The following is a 16,905-nucleotide window of genomic DNA, read 5'->3' on the forward strand; positions in this document are numbered from 1 at the left end:
CGTTTAGCAAAGTGTGAAACTTAGAATGTGTACATTGCGCCAAGATAGAATGAAGCCAATACGATATCTTTCTCTACCTTTTTTCGGTTCCAAGAGTTGCCCTCGTCAACTTCTACTGTAAATGCATCGGCTTCATAACCAAGTCTCAGGCTTAACTCAGAAAGCTTTTCTGGGGTGTACTCAACGCCAAAACCAACTCGTACACCTGCACCTGAATCATCGAAATCAGAACTTGAAGGACGTGAACCGTCTGCATACTTCATATCGAGATCGATTGAAGATAAGCCAATTGTACCAAATGGGCGAACGCCATTATCAAACGTATAACCAAGGTTTGCAGCAATCGAAAAGACTTGAGGAGTCCATGTAAAGCCAGCGTTGCTTCTTAAAGGATATTTAGCAACCACATCACCATAATCCGTGTACTGAAGCTCAAGTGATACAATACGGTTAAACTTATAGCCAGCAATGATACGGTAAGCATTGTCTTCTGCTTCAAACGTCACTGGCTCTTTAATTGATGAAAATAGTCCACCATCATCGACGCCAGAAGTACCAATGGCACCACCTAGATACAAACCACTGTCCGCTGCCATTACATTGTTTGCTGCAAATGCTGACATCATTGCGATGCTTAGAATTAATTTATTGCCCATTACTACTTGACCTTACTTAATGCAAATCAAGATTGTTACGCCTTCCTGTGCTGCACAATCTTGTTAGAGTTACCCGACACCCCGTCGAATTCGCGAACATGATAGGCTCACAGAAAACAAAAAAATAAATAAAAATGTAATCACTTTATAACCCCAGACAACAGAATTAGTTAAAACACCATAAGAGCCTGAATCAAAAAGAAATAAAAAAACACCTAACGTTTGTTTGAACAATCCATTCCCTTCCAAATCATCCGGTTTTTAGGTTTTTCCACCTCGCACTTACGCAAGCTTACTTTCAAGAGTGGCGTGATTTTGCATAATCCACACGCTTTAGTAGCTTGCGACTTAACTCAATCTCAACCATTCAGAATAAGACGAATAGAAACACGATGAACCACACAATAGAGCTCAACGGCTTAATCATTGATACTGACTCTCGAACGATTACTAATGAACAGGGGAATAAAATCACTTTACGCCCTCACCTACTTTCGGTGCTCTGTTTACTAACAGAAAATCTAGGGGATCCCGTTTCTAGGGAAGATATTATTGATATGTGCTGGGAAGGGGAACTCACCTCTCCTCACATACTTGCTAACGTCATCTATAATCTGCGTAATGTTTTTACGCGCTTAAGAACACCAGACATTCAGATAACCACAATCACCAAGTTTGGCTACATTTTGTCGGTTGACCCCACTTAATTAAATTTAAGCGACACTACATTGTGTCAAAACTGTATGGGCAACAAGCCGTAGCGCACTCTTTATATCTCCATGGTGAACGTATTTATGCAATCAATGGCGTTGATTAAGATCACTAAAAAACGCCCCATCGAAACGTTTCGATGATCGTTATCACACTCTAGCAAAGTGAAGAGTGCAAATGATAAATCAAACACTATTATCACTATCGAAACGTTTCGATGGCTTTTCTTGAGTTGTTCTCAACCCATTAAACGTTATTTTTCGATAGGTCGTGATATGAAAAAAAGTACTCTAATTAATTCTGAACTCTCTTACTTAGTGGCGACTCTTGGCCACACAGATGAAATCACGATTTGTGACGCGGGCTTGCCGATTCCAGATCACGTAACTCGTATTGATCTTGCCTTAACTCATGGTGTTCCGAGCTTTCAGCAAACAGTAAAAACCATGCTGGATGAATCTCAGATTGAAGGCGTTGTGATTGCAGAAGAGTTTGCGAAAGTAAGCCCAGACCATCACGCTGCACTGATTGATTTAGTTAAGACAGAAGAAGCGCGTTGCGGCAAATCGCTTTCGATTACTTACATCACTCATGAAGAATTCAAAGAGCGAACGCATGACAGCCGCGCGGTTATTCGCACTGGCGAATGCACGCCATACGCAAATGTTATTTTCCAAGCTGGCGTAACCTTTTAACTCAAGCTTAGCGTTTGAACCTAAGCGCAACGACAGCTCAGTGTCATCACTGAACCAAAACAATCAAATACAACTGGCCCCGAGTAAAGGAACCGACATGACTCAAGCCATTTTAGAACTTAGCTCAATTGAGAAAGCCTTCCCAGGTGTTAAAGCACTAGATAAGGCGAGCCTCAACGTTTACCCAGGGCGCGTAATGGCGTTAATGGGGGAAAACGGTGCAGGTAAATCAACGTTGATGAAAGTGCTTACCGGCATTTACCACTTGGACGGCGGCACTATCGCATACCAAGGTAAACCCGCAGCATTTAAAGGACCACGTGATTCACAACAAGCCGGCATTAGCATCATTCACCAAGAGTTGAACCTAATTCCTGAGCTAACCATCGCCGAGAACATCTTCTTAGGTCGTGAAATCACAGGCACCATGGGACGTATCTTGTGGAACGAAATGTACCAAGAAGCGGACAAGCTACTTAAACGCCTTAACGTAAAACACAGTTCAAAAACTCCTTTAGGTCAGCTAAGCCTTGGTGAGCAGCAAATGGTAGAGATAGCGAAAGCCCTATCGTTTGAATCTAAGGTCATCATCATGGATGAGCCAACGGATGCACTAACCGATACCGAAACTGAGTCTCTATTTAAAGTAATTAACGAACTACGTGATGAAGGCTGTGGCATTGTTTACATCTCTCACCGTTTGAAAGAGATCTTTGAGATTTGTGATGACATCACCGTGCTTCGTGACGGTAAGTTCATTGGACAATGTGAAGTAAAATACACCGACGAAGATGGCCTAATCGAGATGATGGTTGGCCGTAAACTGGACGAGCAATATCCACGTATCGGACAGAGCCACGGTGAAACCTGCCTTGAAGTGATTGGCCTGACTGGTTCTGGTGTTCATGACGTGAGCTTTACTCTAAAGCGCGGCGAGATTCTTGGTGTATCTGGCCTAATGGGTGCAGGTCGTACCGAACTGATGAAAGTGATTTACGGTGCCCTTCCAAGTGAACGCGGCGTCATCAACCTAGAAAACAAAACCATCAACCCGGTAAGCCCGAAAGATGGCTTGGCGAATGGCATTGCTTACATCTCTGAAGACCGTAAAGGCGATGGCTTAGTTCTAGGGCTTTCAGTGAAAGAGAATATGTCTTTATGTTCACTTGACCTACTGACAAAGAGCGGTCAAATCCAACATAAAGACGAAGTGATCGCCGTGGATGACTTCATCAAGCTCTTCAACATCAAAACCCCGACTCGCGAGCAAATCATTGGCAACCTTTCTGGTGGTAACCAACAGAAAGTGGCTATCGCTAAAGGCTTGATGACCAAACCAAAAGTACTGATTCTCGATGAACCAACGCGTGGTGTCGATGTCGGTGCTAAGAAAGAGATTTACCAACTCATTAATAAGTTTAAAGCCGACGGCATGAGCATTATTTTGGTCTCATCTGAAATGCCAGAAGTGTTAGGAATGAGTGACCGCATCATGGTGATGCATGAAGGCCGTGTAAGCGGTGAATTTGATGCTAAAGAAGCAAACCAAGAATTATTACTGGCGTGTGCGGTCGGTAAAAAGATCAACGAGGACGCAGCATGAGTACTAAAACCATGAGCAAAACAACTGAAACTGAAGCGCCAAAGAAAAAACCATTAATCAGCAAAGAGTGGCTGATTGATCAAAAGTCATTGATTGCTTTGATCTTCCTGATTGTTGTCGTTTCTTTCTTAAACCCGAACTTCTTTACTGTCGACAACATCCTGAACATTCTGCGCCAAACCTCGGTTAACGCGATTATCGCTGTGGGTATGACGTTGGTTATCTTAACCGCGGGTATCGACTTGAGTGTTGGTTCTGTACTGGCACTTTGTGGTGCGTTCGCAGCCAGCATGATTGGTATGGAAATCCCTGTCATGATCGCAGTACCAACCGCTCTAGTAGCTGGTGCAGCATTAGGTGCTATTAGCGGTGTGATTATCGCTAAGGGTAAAGTTCAAGCCTTCATCGCAACGCTTGTAACCATGACACTACTTCGCGGCGTAACCATGGTTTACACCGACGGTCGCCCTATCTCAACAGGCTTCACTGACACAGCAGACGCATTCGCTTGGTTCGGTACAGGCTACGCAATGGGCATCCCAGTTCCAGTATGGATCATGGTCGTGGTGTTCGCAGCAGTATGGTACCTATTAAACCACACACGTTTTGGTCGCTACGTTTACGCACTGGGTGGCAACGAATCAGCAACTCGCCTATCAGGCATCGACGTAGACAAAGTGAAAATCGGCGTTTACGCAATCTGTGGCCTGCTAGCTGCAGTGGCTGGCATCATCGTGGCCTCTCGCTTGTCATCTGCTCAACCTACCGCAGGTATGGGTTATGAGCTAGACGCCATCGCAGCCGTGGTTCTTGGCGGCACAAGCTTAGCGGGCGGTCGTGGTCGCATCATGGGTACATTGATTGGTGCACTGATAATCGGCTTCCTAAACAACGCCCTCAACCTATTAGACGTATCTTCTTACTACCAGATGATTGCAAAAGCAGTGGTTATTCTTCTGGCAGTATTGGTCGATAACAAAAACAAATAAGACTCTAGTTTGAGTCAATGCAACACCCTGCTTTATCTATAGAAAACCCATAGAAAAAGCACCTTTAATAAAAAGATCTATCAGTAACAAACCTATAAACATTAAATCTATAAATAATGTAACAACGAGCTAGGGTTATCCAACCTAGCTCACCCTACATAAAGGACTTACACCATGAAAAAATTAGCGACTCTTATTTCTGCTGCCCTTCTTTCTACAACAGTATCTGTGTCTGCACAGGCGCAAGATACAATGGCAATCGTTCTGTCTACATTGAATAACCCATTCTTTGTAACCATGAAAGATGGCGCAGAAGCGAAAGCTGAAGAGCTAGGCTACAAGCTTATCGTTCTTGATTCTCAAAACGACCCAAGCAAAGAGCTTTCGAACATTGAAGATCTAACCATTCGTGGTGTTAAGGCAATCCTGATTAACCCTACAGATTCAGATGCAGTATCTAACGCTATTCGTATTGCTAACCGTTCAAACATCCCTGTACTAACGCTAGACCGTGGCGCAAGCCGTGGTGACGTAGTGAGCCACATTGCTTCTGATAACGTAATCGGCGGCGAAATGGCAGGTCACTTCATCATGGAAAAAGTAGGCGAGAAAGCGAAAGTAATCCAACTTGAAGGTATTGCTGGTACTTCTGCTGCTCGTGAACGTGGTGAAGGCTTCATGAACGCAGTAAACGGCAGCGATCTAGAGCTTTTAGCAAGCCAACCTGCTGATTTCGACCGTACTAAAGGCCTGAACGTAATGGAAAACTTGCTTGCAGCTAACCCAGACGTACAAGCAGTATTCGCTCAAAACGATGAAATGGCACTAGGTGCACTTCGCGCAGTTCAAGCTTCAGGTAAAGACGTAATGATCGTTGGCTTTGATGGCACTGAAGACGGCATCGCTGCTGTTAACCGTGGCCTACTTGGCGCAACGGTTGCACAACAGCCTGATCTAATCGGTTCTTTAGGTGTTGAAATGGCAGACAAAGTACTGAAAGGCGAGACAGTAGACGAGTACGTACCTGTACCTCTAAAAATCATCGCTAAGTAATTGAATCCAATATCGATTAAATAAAGAAAAAAATAGAGCGACACATAGGCAGGGATTCCCCTATCCCTGCCTTATTAAACCAACCCAGACAGTGCATCGCTGTTTCTCATAAGCCGTCTAACAAGGCGAGCAGTTAACGCAACAAGAATTTACGTAATGAGAAAGACCCATGCATTTTCAAATACGATATATCATAAGGCTCGTATCATGACTCAACTGATTGTTTTAGGTAGCGTTAACGCTGACCACGTACTGCAAGTTCCTTCGTTCCCTCGTCCGGGTGAAACCTTGATTGGCGGTAACTATCAGGTCATCCCTGGCGGCAAAGGCGCAAACCAAGCGGTCGCTGCAGCAAGATTAAACGCAGACATTGGCTTTATTGCCTGTGTCGGTGACGACCCATTTGGCATCAATATTCGTCAAGACTTCGCTAAAGATGGCATCAACATCGACGGCGTGATCGTGGCAGACAACACGCCGACAGGCATTGCAATGATTCAAGTATCCGCAACGGGTGAAAACAGCATTTGTCTTTCTGCTGAAGCCAACAACAAGCTGACTTACGACCAAATTGAACCGCACCTAGAGAAGATTCGCAGTGCTAAATACCTGCTGACTCAGCTTGAAACTCCGATTGAAGGTATTGAATACGCAGCAAAAGTAGCAAAAGAGAGCGGCACTCAAGTGATTCTTAATCCGGCTCCTGCTCGTCCATTATCAGATTCATTGCTTGCTTGTGTTGATGTGATTACACCCAACGAAACAGAAGCAGAAGTGCTGACGGGCATTACCGTGACGGACAATGCATCTGCTCATCAGGCAGCTTTGGCTCTGCACGCGAAAGGCATCGAAACGGTAATGATCACGCTAGGCGCAAAAGGCGTTTGGGTTAGTCATCGTGGTCAAGGTAATGAAGCTAGCGAAGGTGAATTAATCGCAGGCTTCCGCGTTGAAGCAACGGACACAACCGCTGCTGGTGATACTTTCAATGGCGCATTAGTCACAGGCTTACTTGAAGACATGCCATTAGAACGTGCGATCAAGTTTGCTCACGCTGCCGCTGCCATTTCAGTGACTCGCTTTGGCGCTCAAACGTCGATTCCAAGCCGTGCTGAAACCGATGCGTTTTTGGCAGAGCAACTGTCTGCTTAGCTTGATACCTATTTGAAGGGTTAACTCTTGAGCTAAACCGTAGTTAACGGATGTAAGCCTTCAAATTCGGTAACAACAAATATCAAGCATAAGCCCCTGTTTTCAGGCAGAATATCGCCCAACGTGGAAAAGTGATTCCCACAAGGATTTTATATGGCAACAATGAAAGACATCGCTCGGGTTGCAAAGGTTTCAACGTCTACCGTGAGCCATGTGATGAACAAATCACGTTTTGTCAGTGAAGAGATTGCTGAGCGTGTTAACAGTGCGGCCAAAGAACTCAACTACGCGCCGTCTGCATTAGCTCGCAGCTTAAAAATGAAGCAAACCAAAACCTTGGGCATGCTGGTTACCACCTCTACCAACCCATTCTTTGGTGAAGTAGTGAAAGGTGTTGAACGTCGTTGTTATGAGAAAGGCTACAACCTTATCTTGTGTAATACAGAAGGCGATAGCGAACGCATGAAATCCTCGATCGACACCTTGCTGCAAAAGCGTGTTGATGGCTTGATGCTGATGTGTTCAACGCTTGAAGGTCAACATATCGATGTGTTCGAGCGCTACCCAGAGTTACCTGTCGTGGTAATGGACTGGGGTCCAATGCTGTTCGCAAGTGATAAAATCCAAGACAACTCGCATCAAGGTGGCTACATGGCAACCAAACACCTGATCGATAATGGTCACTCGGATATTGGCTGTATTACTGGCCCACTGCATCGCAACCAAGCCTCTTCTCGTTATCAAGGCTATAAACAAGCAATGGAAGAAGCGAATTTAGAGATCAACCCTAAGTGGATTGTTGAATCAAACTTCGAATGTGATGGTGGCTTTGATTCTTACCAAACATTGAAAGCTCGTGGTCAAATGCCTTCGGCCTTGTTCGTCAGTAATGACATGATGGCGATGGGTGTGATTCATGCGGCAGCTCAAGATGGCACATTGATTCCAAATGACCTGTCTATCATTGGCTACGATGACATCCACTTATCTAAGTACATGACACCCGCTTTAAGCACAATCCACCAGCCAAAGCACCGTTTAGGTAAAGCGGCGGTCGATACCCTGTTAAGCCGACTACAAACGCCAGACGCCTACCCGCAAGTCGTTGAACTAGAACCGACTCTTGTAGAGCGAAGCAGCGTAAAAGCGATTTAGGGCTCAGCCCTCCACAGACTAAATCACAAAGGGCAAGGTTATCTAACCTTGCCCTTTTCGATTCTATTGCGTTTACTTGTCTTGTTAACGATTCAACGCAGACGCTATCTGTTGTATTTCATCTAACACATCAACACCATTGTATTGAGGCGCAATAGACAAGTCTTGAATATTAATCGTTTCAACAGACTGATGCTCACTGAGTTGAAGCATTAAGTCTCCCTTCGGTGAATAGGTTCTACTGCCGCCACAATATGTCGCGGTAAAGGCATCAACCACATCTTGCCCGACGCGATTACAGGTCACGATATGACACACTTCTTCTAACGCTCTTGCTTGTGCAATGGCAAAGCTATGATGACCACCAAAATTCGCAGGATGGAGAATAACGTCTACCGACTGATACGGTCTCATGATCTCCGGGAACCATATATCAAAGCAAATCGCGACACCGAACTTCAAGCCTTTGTATTCAAAAGTAAGAAGTTCATTTCCTCTAGAAAAGTACTCTTTGTCGAATTTCGTTTGACTGACTTTTCTGTATTTATGACGCAAACCTGAACCATCAACCACCACAACGCTATTGTAATACTGACCATTATCTTCCTCAGCGACACCCGCAACGATTAACGTCTGATGTTTCGTGGCAAGCGCAGTTAATGAATCAATGGTCGGGCTGTTATTGAAGTCTTCACACAGTTCATGAATTTCTGCGGCATCGTTAAAGATATATCCAGTAGAGAACAGTTCAGGCAGCAACGTGATATCACCCACTGCCGTCTCAGCTTCCAAAAGCTCAGAGACTCGCGAGATGTTCATTTGTTTATTTTTGTATTCAACTTCAAGCTGGACAAGAGTGACGCTGACACTATTCAAAATCGAATCCTTACTCGGTAACACTTCAAACTTGAGACTAAGAACGACAGGGTAAGATAATCCCCCATCGCTTGCTGACTCGAGCGCCAATGGTTGAAGCAAGCGCACACTCTCATAAGCACTCAGTTCATATACTTCATCAGCTTGGGCTCTGGCAAAACTGGTGGTGTGCTGTCCATGTAGGTTAAGAAGTTTTCCCACACCTCATGCGTTCTTTGTTTAGTCAGCTTAGTTTTGCAAGAAAGCGCCATAAGACCTCGAATTGAACCATCACGCCATTGGGTATACACCGAGTCACAATGTGCCGTCATGTAAGCTTGCCAACTGTCTTGAGCCATCTTGATTGAGCTAACCAACTCCGCATCATAAGCATTGTGTTCAAAGCTCGCTTCAAGGTATTGATCAAGCTCCACTTGTGCAGTATCCAACTCAATCGACGCACAGTGATTGATCTCTATGGTATTCATTGCATTCTCGCAATCGACAACATCATCGGATGCTGATGCAAGCAAAGGTAAACACGTTAATAACACGACCGTTAAAGCCTTTTTCATTATTTATCCCCTAATTCAAAAGCACATATATGCGCCCTATTAATGCCAAGCATTACGAATCTTAACGACATAAGACGCCAATTGTTGATAACTGCGTTTAGGATTATGTCCAAAAACCACAAGAGCATACAACCACAGAACAAGAAGCATGGAAAACAAACCTGACTGGAAACCATCTAGGTACAACTCAGGTAGCAAGTCGACTACCTTTTGATAGTTCACAATTGAAATTGTTGTTTTACTGCTAATCAACTCATATGTTAAGCTTATTGGGCCCACTAAGGCCCAAACTAAAAACCATGACACGCCTGCGACAGGCACTAAACTCAGTAGCGGCTTAAGTTGCTTAACCGGGAAAATGAAATACAAGAGCATAATCAAATACAGAGCGGCTAAAAATAAGCTCCATGCGTGAACACTGACTTCAAAAATCCGATAACGCTCATCGACATACATGATTAACACTACCGCCCCCAATACACCAAGCGATAATAATTTTCCCACATACCTCGTTCTAGAAAACCTAATCAATACATAACCAATCACAAGAAGAAAGCACGAAAGCCAAGCTAACACTTCTGGTTTGGTCTCAAAAAGACGTGGTGTTGCGGAATTAGACAAGATAAAGATCGCGTAGGTAGGAGCAATCATCAGAAACGCGATAAACACACGCACCAACATCCAAATCATATTTTTAATCATTACGCTCAAATCCACTCACTCGCATTATTTCAAAAATTACAGTTTTCAATTTGATGATAAAAACCGGTAACAATCCGCTTCATCAAAAAACGCAAAAGTACTGAACAAAAAAACGACACTCTTAACCTTGGAAGCATATCTAACATCCTGATTTCTATAGTGCGACCATGCGTTACGCTATTTATATCAATAACTCAGACTTTTGTTCACACTATTTATGCATAAGCTTGCGTTATTATCGTTAAATTTATAAATTAAGTTGCATGCACACACCAATCGGTCACGCTTCTCTTAATATGGATATCAAGTACCAGCATTTTGCCAAAACTTCGTTCTTCTTTGCCATTTCTTTCTTTTTTTTCATGGCATTGCTCATTCCTTTGACACCTTCTCATTACCAAACGTTAACCGAAGACACATCAAGGTTAGTAGAAACGAGGTTAGAAGGGATTCAATCAAGGTTCGACCGTTTTTTATCTGAAATTACCCCAGATCAGCCTTGCGACACGATTGTTAGACAACTTCGACAAAACGTTTTTGAAGCTGATTGGGTGAAAGAAGCCGCGGTGTTCGACAAAGAGAACCGATTTTACTGTTCAACCACTGATGGTGAAGTTTCATTTCGCCTATACAACACCATCAGGCAGCGGCTCAATGAAGCCCCAAATTTAACCACCTTATCGTATTCAAACTCAGCGATTACTAAGGTGCAATCCATCATGCTGATATTCTCGACTAAGGAAGGCTCGGGAGTGAGCCTGATGATTCCTCCGCACTTCATCTTTGAGCTTGTAGAAGCTAATTTGAGTAGCCATGGCATTAACTCTAAAGTTGAGGTGATCAAAAGAGACATTCACCCTACCGACCTCGGCTCATACAACGCGACGGTACGGATACAGTCAGACATCTACCCATTCACCGTCACCTCATATATTGGTTATCAGTATTATATTAACTTCATGCTGAGTCACTTATGGTTTGGCTTTCTTATGGCGGGAATTACGACCATTATTCGCCTTTCCCTCAAGCATAAAAAACAGAGCCAACGTAGCTTAGAATATTCGCTATCCAGTGCTCTGAAAAACAAACACCTACATGTTCACATGCAACCTATCGTTAATCAAAGCACCAATAAGATCGTAGGCTGTGAGTCATTATTAAGATGGAACGATCCAATTGAAGGTAACGTCTCCCCTGCTATCTTCATTCCATTGGCTGAAAGTTTAGGCTTGATTGAGAAGCTGACCTATTTCGTGCTGCATGAAGTGTTAACGACATTGAAAAGTAATCAAGAGGTATTTGCATCAAAGTACATCAGCGTCAACATCAGCCGAAACGTTGTATCCAACAGTAACTTCACGAATAAAGTGATTAGCATCTTTAAAAGACACCCTGAGATTCTCAAGCAAGTGGTTTTCGAGGTGACAGAGGATGGTGAGTGTTCTGATGCCGATATGGTCAAAATTAAGGACAACTTGCAAAAGCTATCTGATCTTGGTGTAAGAATTGCCATAGATGACTTTGGTACTGGCTACGCAGGATTAGACTTTGTAAGGCAATTTCCGTTCAGTATTCTCAAGATTGATCGCGTGTTCGTGAAAAACATATCCGACGAATCCAGTTTTGGTATCCCACTATTAGAATCCATGCTTCAGCTATCACGCACCTTAGGCATGCAAGTCATAGTTGAAGGCGTTGAGTACGAGTCGCAACTGAAGATCTTGTCGAAACTAGGCGTCGACTACATCCAAGGCTTCTACTTCTATAAACCAATGCCAATAAGTCTCGCCATTAGCTTGATCAAACAGCAAGATTTTGAATCAGATAAAGTTGAGAAACAAACAAACCAGACATTTCTTGCTACATAAGGCACTGAAAAAAATATAACACAAAGACTATAGATATCCTTTGATAAACATTTAATTCATCGCATCATTGGTGCATCACAAGGGATATCATGGAAAAGAAACTTCAAATCAAACTGGAGCCTAGCCTGCTGCTACTGAGAATTGGCATTTTGATCGTCTTCTTGTTCAGGGGCTTGGATAAGCTCCTTGTCCCTGAGCACGCGACATTCTAATTTGAAGCATGTTAGCCCACTACTAGGAGTGTGGTAACTCGAATTGGGTTCACTCTTAATTACTTGTTATACAAAGTTATCTACCTGACCAATAATCCATAACTTTCGGATATGCATGATATCTAAGTCCGTATAAAATAATCCCAGCAATTGCAGACTGACATGCTAGATTGATTACCACTTGAGTGAGCTTAGGCTGATCGATTGCATAAAAATGAATGGCAACCCAAGGGGCAAACGCAATCATACTTGATATAAAAACATTCCCTCTTTGATACTTCATGATAAACCAAGTTTGAAAAGCAGGAATTATTAGAAAGCCTCCCATCATCGTTAGAATTACACTCAAAATCCCAGCAAAAAAAGCCGTTATAGATGAAGCCAATAAATGCATTAACAACTTAGCAATACGATTTAGCACTCTACCTCCCTTTCTATATAACGAATAACATGGATTTCCCCTTCCGAGGTTCTACAATATTTATGTGGTATCTATTTCTGCGCTATCTAACTAGCTAAAAACCACTTTAGCCTTCATGCCGTAAACCAAAATGGTAAGGTCATACTTCATAACTCGGTAACCCACTCTAAATTGCGGACTACAATAGCAAATATGTCACTCATGCGTATAAGCGTGAGGCCTGTGGTGGTTATCACAACCTTACCTTGGCCTCACTTGTCTTGAGAGAAACCTCAAAGCAATGTGCCCTTCAAGCCTAATCGTACAGTTTACTTAATAAAATGGTGCCGGGATTGCTCAACACTCAGGGATTTAGTGTTGCTAGCGTGAAGCCTTAATCCTTATTCGTTTATGTGGATATCAGCTAGCATGCGTTGAAAGGTGGTTCTGTTCTATAAAAATATGCCATTGCAATCTTCATGGCCATCCATCCTTCATATGTGAACATATCTTGGGGGGCATTTAAAGGGAACTCGATATATTTATAAAGTGGATTACTTTCATCAACACTCTCAATACTAATAAATTCCCAATTCTCCTCCGCCATTTTCATTTCAGATTGAATACTAGCAATATCTAATGTAGTTTCAGCAATAAAAAATAACTGGGGTTTACCTCCTCGGACGAGCTCCCTTGTAAACGCAAGCGGTATTAGGCTATATTGATCTGGTCTAAGTCCAATTTCACTTTTTATTTCCTTTTCTATTCCTTTACAGAAAAAGTCGAATGATAAGGTATTCGTAATAGTATCATTTTCATTCCATGCAAAAACCCCAGATGCAGAGCAATGGAATTTACCTAGGCCGTTATCCATTATAGCTTGTTCATTCCCACGAATGGGTATCAGTACTTCTTTTGTATTTGGATTAACGACAATAGCAGCCACACCTAGAGTATTTGAAAGTATTGATGATCTTAGAGGAGTAATTAGACCATGATGAGCTTTTTCATAATCATTTCGAATCGTTAGTAATGGGTCTTCCCCTAATACACCAGAAGCCCAATCTAAAGTTAGATTCGTTGCGACTTGATCAAAGTAAGTAGCTGGTTGGATATGAATTTTGTTTTCCGTTATATCAAAATTAGTGATACGTATTGAGTAATCGTTTTGCCACTCGCCTGATGTATCATCAATTTTTATCTTGCCTAAGGCTTTAAATAGTTCTACTGCTTTTTCTGAATGTTCTTTTAAATAGTCGGGAACCTGGTATTTCGCGTCAATAAAACACACTTCTAAATCATCTACATTTTTTCCATAAGAAAAGCCTTTATTTCCTTTTCTTAGAGGTATGGTTTCAGCATATGGTGCGCGACAGAATTTATATTCTTTTTCTAACTCATATTGACTATAGAATTTAACCAAATTATTAGTGTTAGATTCGACAAAAAGACCGATTTTATCTTGAGCATTTATTCCAGTTCTAGTCCGTTTTATCTTCCCTTTTTCAACTAAAGGAATGTTCGCAGCGAACCCTCCCACAAATGGAACGCTAAGCTGTATAGTTGGATTTTCTTCTTTATAACGTTTCCAAAACCTCTTTAGACTTCCGATTACTGCTTTCATTCAAAACCCTCGATGTTAAAATCCATATTACGAATGACATGGATCCCCCCCTTTCGAGGTTCTGCCACATTTATGCGGTACCTATTTCTACGGTATCGACCTAGCTAAAAACCACTTTAGCCCTCATACCACAGGCCAAAATAGTAAGTCCTGCTTCATAAAGCATCACCCACTTTAACCTACTGACTACAATAGTAAATATGCCATTCATGCGTATAGGCGCTGAAGCGTGTGACAATGCACAATATTGGACAGAACACTAAATAAACTAGGTCATACGGCCGTATTTTTAATATTGATTTTGGCATGTGTAAAGCTTGAGCCAACTCACTTAGCAGAAAGACAACGAGAACAAGGCTGGGGGCATTTGTGGAATAAGAATAAACATGGCGACAATAAACAGCAAATGACTAGCGGCTTGATAAGATGACTATCACAACCTTACCTTGGCCTCACTCGCCTTGAGAGAAACCTCAACACGATGTGCCCTTCAAACCTAATCGTACAGTTTGCTTAACAAAGTGACTTTGGGCTTATGCAAGCTTCAGGGGTAAATGCTGACTGTGCAACATCTCACCCCTTCTGAATTAGGATTACCTTTAATTCTCTAATGCTACTTAGCTCTCATATCTAAAATAGGCATATTTTCACCACCCAACATTGTTGCTGGCAGCTTTCCGTCCCAATTTTGAGCTTCGGTCAGTTTAATGATTAATGGGTTATCCCCAAGAGCTTTGGCCTTTGCATTAATCGCTTCTGCTTCAGCAAAACCTTTTAATTTAATCGCCTTCGCTTCAGCTATAGCGATAAGCTCAATACCATCAGCTTCGGCTTTTGCCGTATTTACGGCTCTTTGAGCTTCTAAGTTTTGTCTAGCCAGTTTATGTTTCTCTGCTGCGGCTAAGTTTTTCTCAGTCTGCTTAGTCTCGATTGAGGTAAGGTATTTTTTTGGTAGGGCTATATTTTCAATCTGTATATTATCTACGCTTACTGGAAACGCGGCCATTTCTTCAATTAAGTTTGATTCAATTGCCTGAATAGCACTTGCTCTATCTTGAATCAGTTGCTCTGCATCATACTTGGGAATCACATCCTTAGTTGCTGACCTAAACCTAGGGTCAAGAATGCGAGCTTCAAACTGTGGAAGACCGCCATACTGTCTAAAGAGATCTAACGCTGCAGATTTGTCTACCGTCCAGTTAACGGATACGACGACCGTGACTGGCATCTGCTCTTTTGTGCTTGAGGCCATTTTCTCTTCATTCTTGCGTGTCCGAACTTCAATCTCTTCAACGCTGTCGATAAACGGAACTTTAAAATGTAAACCTGGGCTTACCTGTGTTTTCGCTTCACTAAAGCGCTTAACAATACCAATGTGCCCCTCATTAACAGTATAAACGGAACTAAAGAGAACAAAAGCAACGGCAATTCCGGCACCTACCTTCTTAATAGGTAAGTTAAGTTTCTTCATTTCTACAGCTTGTTTCATGCTTTTTACCAACCAACTTATTATATGTGTAAATAATCAATATCAATCCTAACGCCCGTAAGAAAGTGAGCCCCACAGAGCTAACCAAGTACACGGTACTTTTATCATAACCGCCGAGCGTAACGCATCATATTAGTCCTTATTTTTATTACTTGCCTGTTTTATATTCCATCACGAGCCTTACTATTTCATCGAGTTCCTCGCGTTCGTTTGACGAATATAACCCAGACTCTACAACACCAACGTCATCGTTATTGAAAACACCGACACGTAACTCATATTTTTTGGTTAAAAGGTATCCAGCGATGCCAATTATGGAAAACACACCAATACCAGCAAGTGGACGAAAAAGGAAAATAGGTAAACTAAACACAACCGCAATAAAAAACGACCTTGTGATTTTACTTTTAATGCCATGCTCTTTAACGTAGATATTTTCTAACGTATTAAGCTTAAGAGGCTTTGGGCTCTTCCTTGTTACAATCGAATCAGACTCAAGCCAAATATTCTTTTTGCCACTTCCCATTGTTCCTCCTCCATAAAGCCAACCAACTTAAAATACGATAAACCTATCTTTAACAACACCTTACCAATCAATACTTGCAAGGTAAATGATTAATGCGATTAATTCCCATTATCACATCCGATATCGATTCATAATTTGATGGTGACTTTAACCTAGCCGAAAGGCATCGCAAATAAAGAGAATGGCATTTTCGGAATCAGAGGAGATGTGACGACGAAAGAAACAGGAAAATAGCTAAATGATTAATAAGATTGTTATCGCTACCTTATCTTGGGCTTGTTCAACACTTGGGATTTAGTGTTGGCTGCGCAACACCTTAATCCTTATTCGTTATGTGATGTTTTCCAGGCACTAATAGAAGCCAGACATAACCTCTAATGGTAACGATAAAAATTTTTCATTTCTGTTTTTATGGAAATTCACTAAAATCCGAGCTCTTTAATTTACATGATAAGAAAACAACACCAATGAAACACATCGCACTAGCTTTATTTCTAGCTCTTTCAGCTTTTACTGCTTACGCACACTCTGGTGGCACAGACAGTTACGGTTGTCACGTAGACTCACGCACAGGTGTGCGTCATTGTCACTAATTCTACTAATGTACTCGTTCTTCTACATTGATAAAAAACAGTTTCAG

Annotated in this window: 17 protein-coding genes and 2 pseudogenes; 11 read left to right on the forward strand and 8 right to left on the reverse strand. The window is 42.2% G+C overall.

Translation table 11 applies throughout. The annotated features are described in order from the left end of the window. Nucleotides 1–20: 20 nt before the first annotated feature. Entirely contained in the window at nt 21–656 is a 636-nt protein-coding gene (locus AB4513_RS01800) for a porin family protein (RefSeq protein WP_009844909.1), read from the reverse strand. A 392-nt stretch (nt 657–1,048) separates the two neighbouring features. On the opposite strand from AB4513_RS01800, the gene AB4513_RS01805 reads away from it, so the two are divergent. From AB4513_RS01805 to AB4513_RS01835, 7 genes are all read left to right on the forward strand, one after another. Continuing rightward, the gene (locus tag AB4513_RS01805) at nt 1,049–1,363 is read left to right on the forward strand and encodes a winged helix-turn-helix domain-containing protein (protein WP_009844908.1); all 315 of its coding nucleotides are present in this window, start codon (nt 1,049–1,051) and stop codon (nt 1,361–1,363) included. Nucleotides 1,364–1,642: 279 nt separating this feature from the next. Beyond that, complete coding sequence (rbsD, locus tag AB4513_RS01810; RefSeq protein WP_009844907.1) at nt 1,643–2,062, forward strand: D-ribose pyranase; 420 nt, start codon at nt 1,643–1,645, stop codon at nt 2,060–2,062. A 97-nt stretch (nt 2,063–2,159) separates the two neighbouring features. Continuing rightward, the gene (gene rbsA, locus AB4513_RS01815; RefSeq protein ID WP_102257613.1) at nt 2,160–3,665 is read left to right on the forward strand and encodes a ribose ABC transporter ATP-binding protein RbsA; all 1,506 of its coding nucleotides are present in this window, start codon (nt 2,160–2,162) and stop codon (nt 3,663–3,665) included. After that, complete coding sequence (gene rbsC / locus AB4513_RS01820) at nt 3,662–4,654, forward strand: ribose ABC transporter permease (RefSeq protein WP_009844905.1); 993 nt, start codon at nt 3,662–3,664, stop codon at nt 4,652–4,654. The genes rbsA and rbsC overlap by 4 nt, the downstream gene beginning before the upstream one ends. A gap of 174 nt (nt 4,655–4,828) precedes the next feature. After that, nucleotides 4,829–5,707 (forward strand): ribose ABC transporter substrate-binding protein RbsB, encoded by an 879-nt coding sequence (gene rbsB / locus AB4513_RS01825; protein ID WP_009844904.1) that lies wholly within the window; start codon nt 4,829–4,831, stop codon nt 5,705–5,707. 207 nt (nt 5,708–5,914) lie between these two features. Further along, nucleotides 5,915–6,859 (forward strand): ribokinase, encoded by a 945-nt coding sequence (gene rbsK, locus AB4513_RS01830; RefSeq protein WP_009844903.1) that lies wholly within the window; start codon nt 5,915–5,917, stop codon nt 6,857–6,859. A gap of 153 nt (nt 6,860–7,012) precedes the next feature. After that, on the forward strand, nt 7,013–8,014 hold the full coding sequence (locus AB4513_RS01835; protein WP_004730338.1) for a substrate-binding domain-containing protein: 1,002 nt from the start codon (nt 7,013–7,015) through the stop codon (nt 8,012–8,014). An 84-nt stretch (nt 8,015–8,098) separates the two neighbouring features. On the opposite strand, the gene AB4513_RS01840 is transcribed toward AB4513_RS01835, so the two are convergent. The 3 genes from AB4513_RS01840 to AB4513_RS01850 form a co-directional block, all read right to left on the reverse strand. Further along, nucleotides 8,099–8,890 carry a carbon-nitrogen hydrolase family protein gene (locus AB4513_RS01840; RefSeq protein ID WP_102257638.1) on the reverse strand — a complete coding sequence of 264 codons (792 nt, stop codon included), beginning with the start codon at nt 8,888–8,890 and terminating at the stop codon, nt 8,099–8,101. Nucleotides 8,891–9,012: 122 nt separating this feature from the next. Then, nucleotides 9,013–9,444 carry a lysozyme inhibitor LprI family protein gene (locus AB4513_RS01845; protein ID WP_009844901.1) on the reverse strand — a complete coding sequence of 144 codons (432 nt, stop codon included), beginning with the start codon at nt 9,442–9,444 and terminating at the stop codon, nt 9,013–9,015. 39 nt (nt 9,445–9,483) lie between these two features. Next, nucleotides 9,484–10,146 (reverse strand): hypothetical protein, encoded by a 663-nt coding sequence (locus tag AB4513_RS01850; RefSeq protein WP_083783997.1) that lies wholly within the window; start codon nt 10,144–10,146, stop codon nt 9,484–9,486. A 296-nt stretch (nt 10,147–10,442) separates the two neighbouring features. On the opposite strand from AB4513_RS01850, the gene AB4513_RS01855 reads away from it, so the two are divergent. Next, complete coding sequence (locus tag AB4513_RS01855; RefSeq protein ID WP_032555124.1) at nt 10,443–12,014, forward strand: cyclic diguanylate phosphodiesterase; 1,572 nt, start codon at nt 10,443–10,445, stop codon at nt 12,012–12,014. A 288-nt stretch (nt 12,015–12,302) separates the two neighbouring features. Here the strand turns inward: AB4513_RS01855 and AB4513_RS01860 are convergent, their stop codons facing one another. Then, a complete protein-coding gene (locus AB4513_RS01860; RefSeq protein WP_102257611.1) occupies nt 12,303–12,647 on the reverse strand; it encodes a hypothetical protein in 345 nt (114 codons plus the stop codon). 69 nt (nt 12,648–12,716) lie between these two features. Between AB4513_RS01860 and AB4513_RS01865 the strand changes: the two are divergent. Next, nucleotides 12,717–12,883, forward strand: a pseudogene (locus tag AB4513_RS01865) (IS110 family transposase); the annotation flags it as partial. Between the two features lie 167 nt (nt 12,884–13,050). On the opposite strand, the gene AB4513_RS01870 reads toward AB4513_RS01865, so the two are convergent. Next, nucleotides 13,051–14,250 carry a hypothetical protein gene (locus AB4513_RS01870; RefSeq protein ID WP_009844896.1) on the reverse strand — a complete coding sequence of 400 codons (1,200 nt, stop codon included), beginning with the start codon at nt 14,248–14,250 and terminating at the stop codon, nt 13,051–13,053. Nucleotides 14,251–14,311: 61 nt separating this feature from the next. Here AB4513_RS01870 and AB4513_RS01875 point away from each other — a divergent pair. After that, a pseudogene (locus AB4513_RS01875) lies at nt 14,312–14,533 on the forward strand (IS110 family transposase); the annotation flags it as partial. A 330-nt stretch (nt 14,534–14,863) separates the two neighbouring features. On the opposite strand, the gene AB4513_RS01880 reads toward AB4513_RS01875, so the two are convergent. Both AB4513_RS01880 and AB4513_RS01885 read right to left on the reverse strand, forming a co-directional pair. After that, nucleotides 14,864–15,739 carry a prohibitin family protein gene (locus AB4513_RS01880; RefSeq protein ID WP_102257610.1) on the reverse strand — a complete coding sequence of 292 codons (876 nt, stop codon included), beginning with the start codon at nt 15,737–15,739 and terminating at the stop codon, nt 14,864–14,866. Nucleotides 15,740–15,887: 148 nt separating this feature from the next. Next, the gene (locus AB4513_RS01885) at nt 15,888–16,265 is read right to left on the reverse strand and encodes a hypothetical protein (protein WP_009844893.1); all 378 of its coding nucleotides are present in this window, start codon (nt 16,263–16,265) and stop codon (nt 15,888–15,890) included. 467 nt (nt 16,266–16,732) lie between these two features. Between AB4513_RS01885 and AB4513_RS01890 the strand changes: the two genes are divergently transcribed. Continuing rightward, nucleotides 16,733–16,858: a YHYH domain-containing protein gene (locus AB4513_RS01890; protein WP_102257609.1), complete on the forward strand. Its 126-nt coding sequence runs from the start codon at nt 16,733–16,735 to the stop codon at nt 16,856–16,858. Nucleotides 16,859–16,905 lie beyond the last annotated feature (47 nt).

The sequence above is a fragment of the Vibrio sp. 10N.222.54.E6 genome, from assembly GCF_041473955.1.
GTDB classification, from domain to species: domain Bacteria; phylum Pseudomonadota; class Gammaproteobacteria; order Enterobacterales; family Vibrionaceae; genus Vibrio; species Vibrio tasmaniensis_A.

Bases quoted from the DNA above. Each gene is read 5' to 3' on its own strand.
- AB4513_RS01800 (WP_009844909.1), bottom strand. From the start codon at position 656: ATGGGCAATAAATTAATTCTAAGCATCGCAATGATGTCAGCATTTGCA.
- AB4513_RS01805 (WP_009844908.1), top strand. From the start codon at position 1,049: ATGAACCACACAATAGAGCTCAACGGCTTAATCATTGATACTGACTCT.
- rbsD (WP_009844907.1), top strand. From the start codon at position 1,643: ATGAAAAAAAGTACTCTAATTAATTCTGAACTCTCTTACTTAGTGGCG.
- rbsA (WP_102257613.1), top strand. From the start codon at position 2,160: ATGACTCAAGCCATTTTAGAACTTAGCTCAATTGAGAAAGCCTTCCCA.
- rbsC (WP_009844905.1), top strand. From the start codon at position 3,662: ATGAGTACTAAAACCATGAGCAAAACAACTGAAACTGAAGCGCCAAAG.
- rbsB (WP_009844904.1), top strand. From the start codon at position 4,829: ATGAAAAAATTAGCGACTCTTATTTCTGCTGCCCTTCTTTCTACAACA.
- rbsK (WP_009844903.1), top strand. From the start codon at position 5,915: ATGACTCAACTGATTGTTTTAGGTAGCGTTAACGCTGACCACGTACTG.
- AB4513_RS01835 (WP_004730338.1), top strand. From the start codon at position 7,013: ATGGCAACAATGAAAGACATCGCTCGGGTTGCAAAGGTTTCAACGTCT.
- AB4513_RS01845 (WP_009844901.1), bottom strand. From the start codon at position 9,444: ATGAAAAAGGCTTTAACGGTCGTGTTATTAACGTGTTTACCTTTGCTT.
- AB4513_RS01850 (WP_083783997.1), bottom strand. From the start codon at position 10,146: ATGATTAAAAATATGATTTGGATGTTGGTGCGTGTGTTTATCGCGTTT.
- AB4513_RS01855 (WP_032555124.1), top strand. From the start codon at position 10,443: ATGGATATCAAGTACCAGCATTTTGCCAAAACTTCGTTCTTCTTTGCC.
- AB4513_RS01870 (WP_009844896.1), bottom strand. From the start codon at position 14,250: ATGAAAGCAGTAATCGGAAGTCTAAAGAGGTTTTGGAAACGTTATAAA.
- AB4513_RS01880 (WP_102257610.1), bottom strand. From the start codon at position 15,739: ATGAAACAAGCTGTAGAAATGAAGAAACTTAACTTACCTATTAAGAAG.
- AB4513_RS01885 (WP_009844893.1), bottom strand. From the start codon at position 16,265: ATGGGAAGTGGCAAAAAGAATATTTGGCTTGAGTCTGATTCGATTGTA.
- AB4513_RS01890 (WP_102257609.1), top strand. From the start codon at position 16,733: ATGAAACACATCGCACTAGCTTTATTTCTAGCTCTTTCAGCTTTTACT.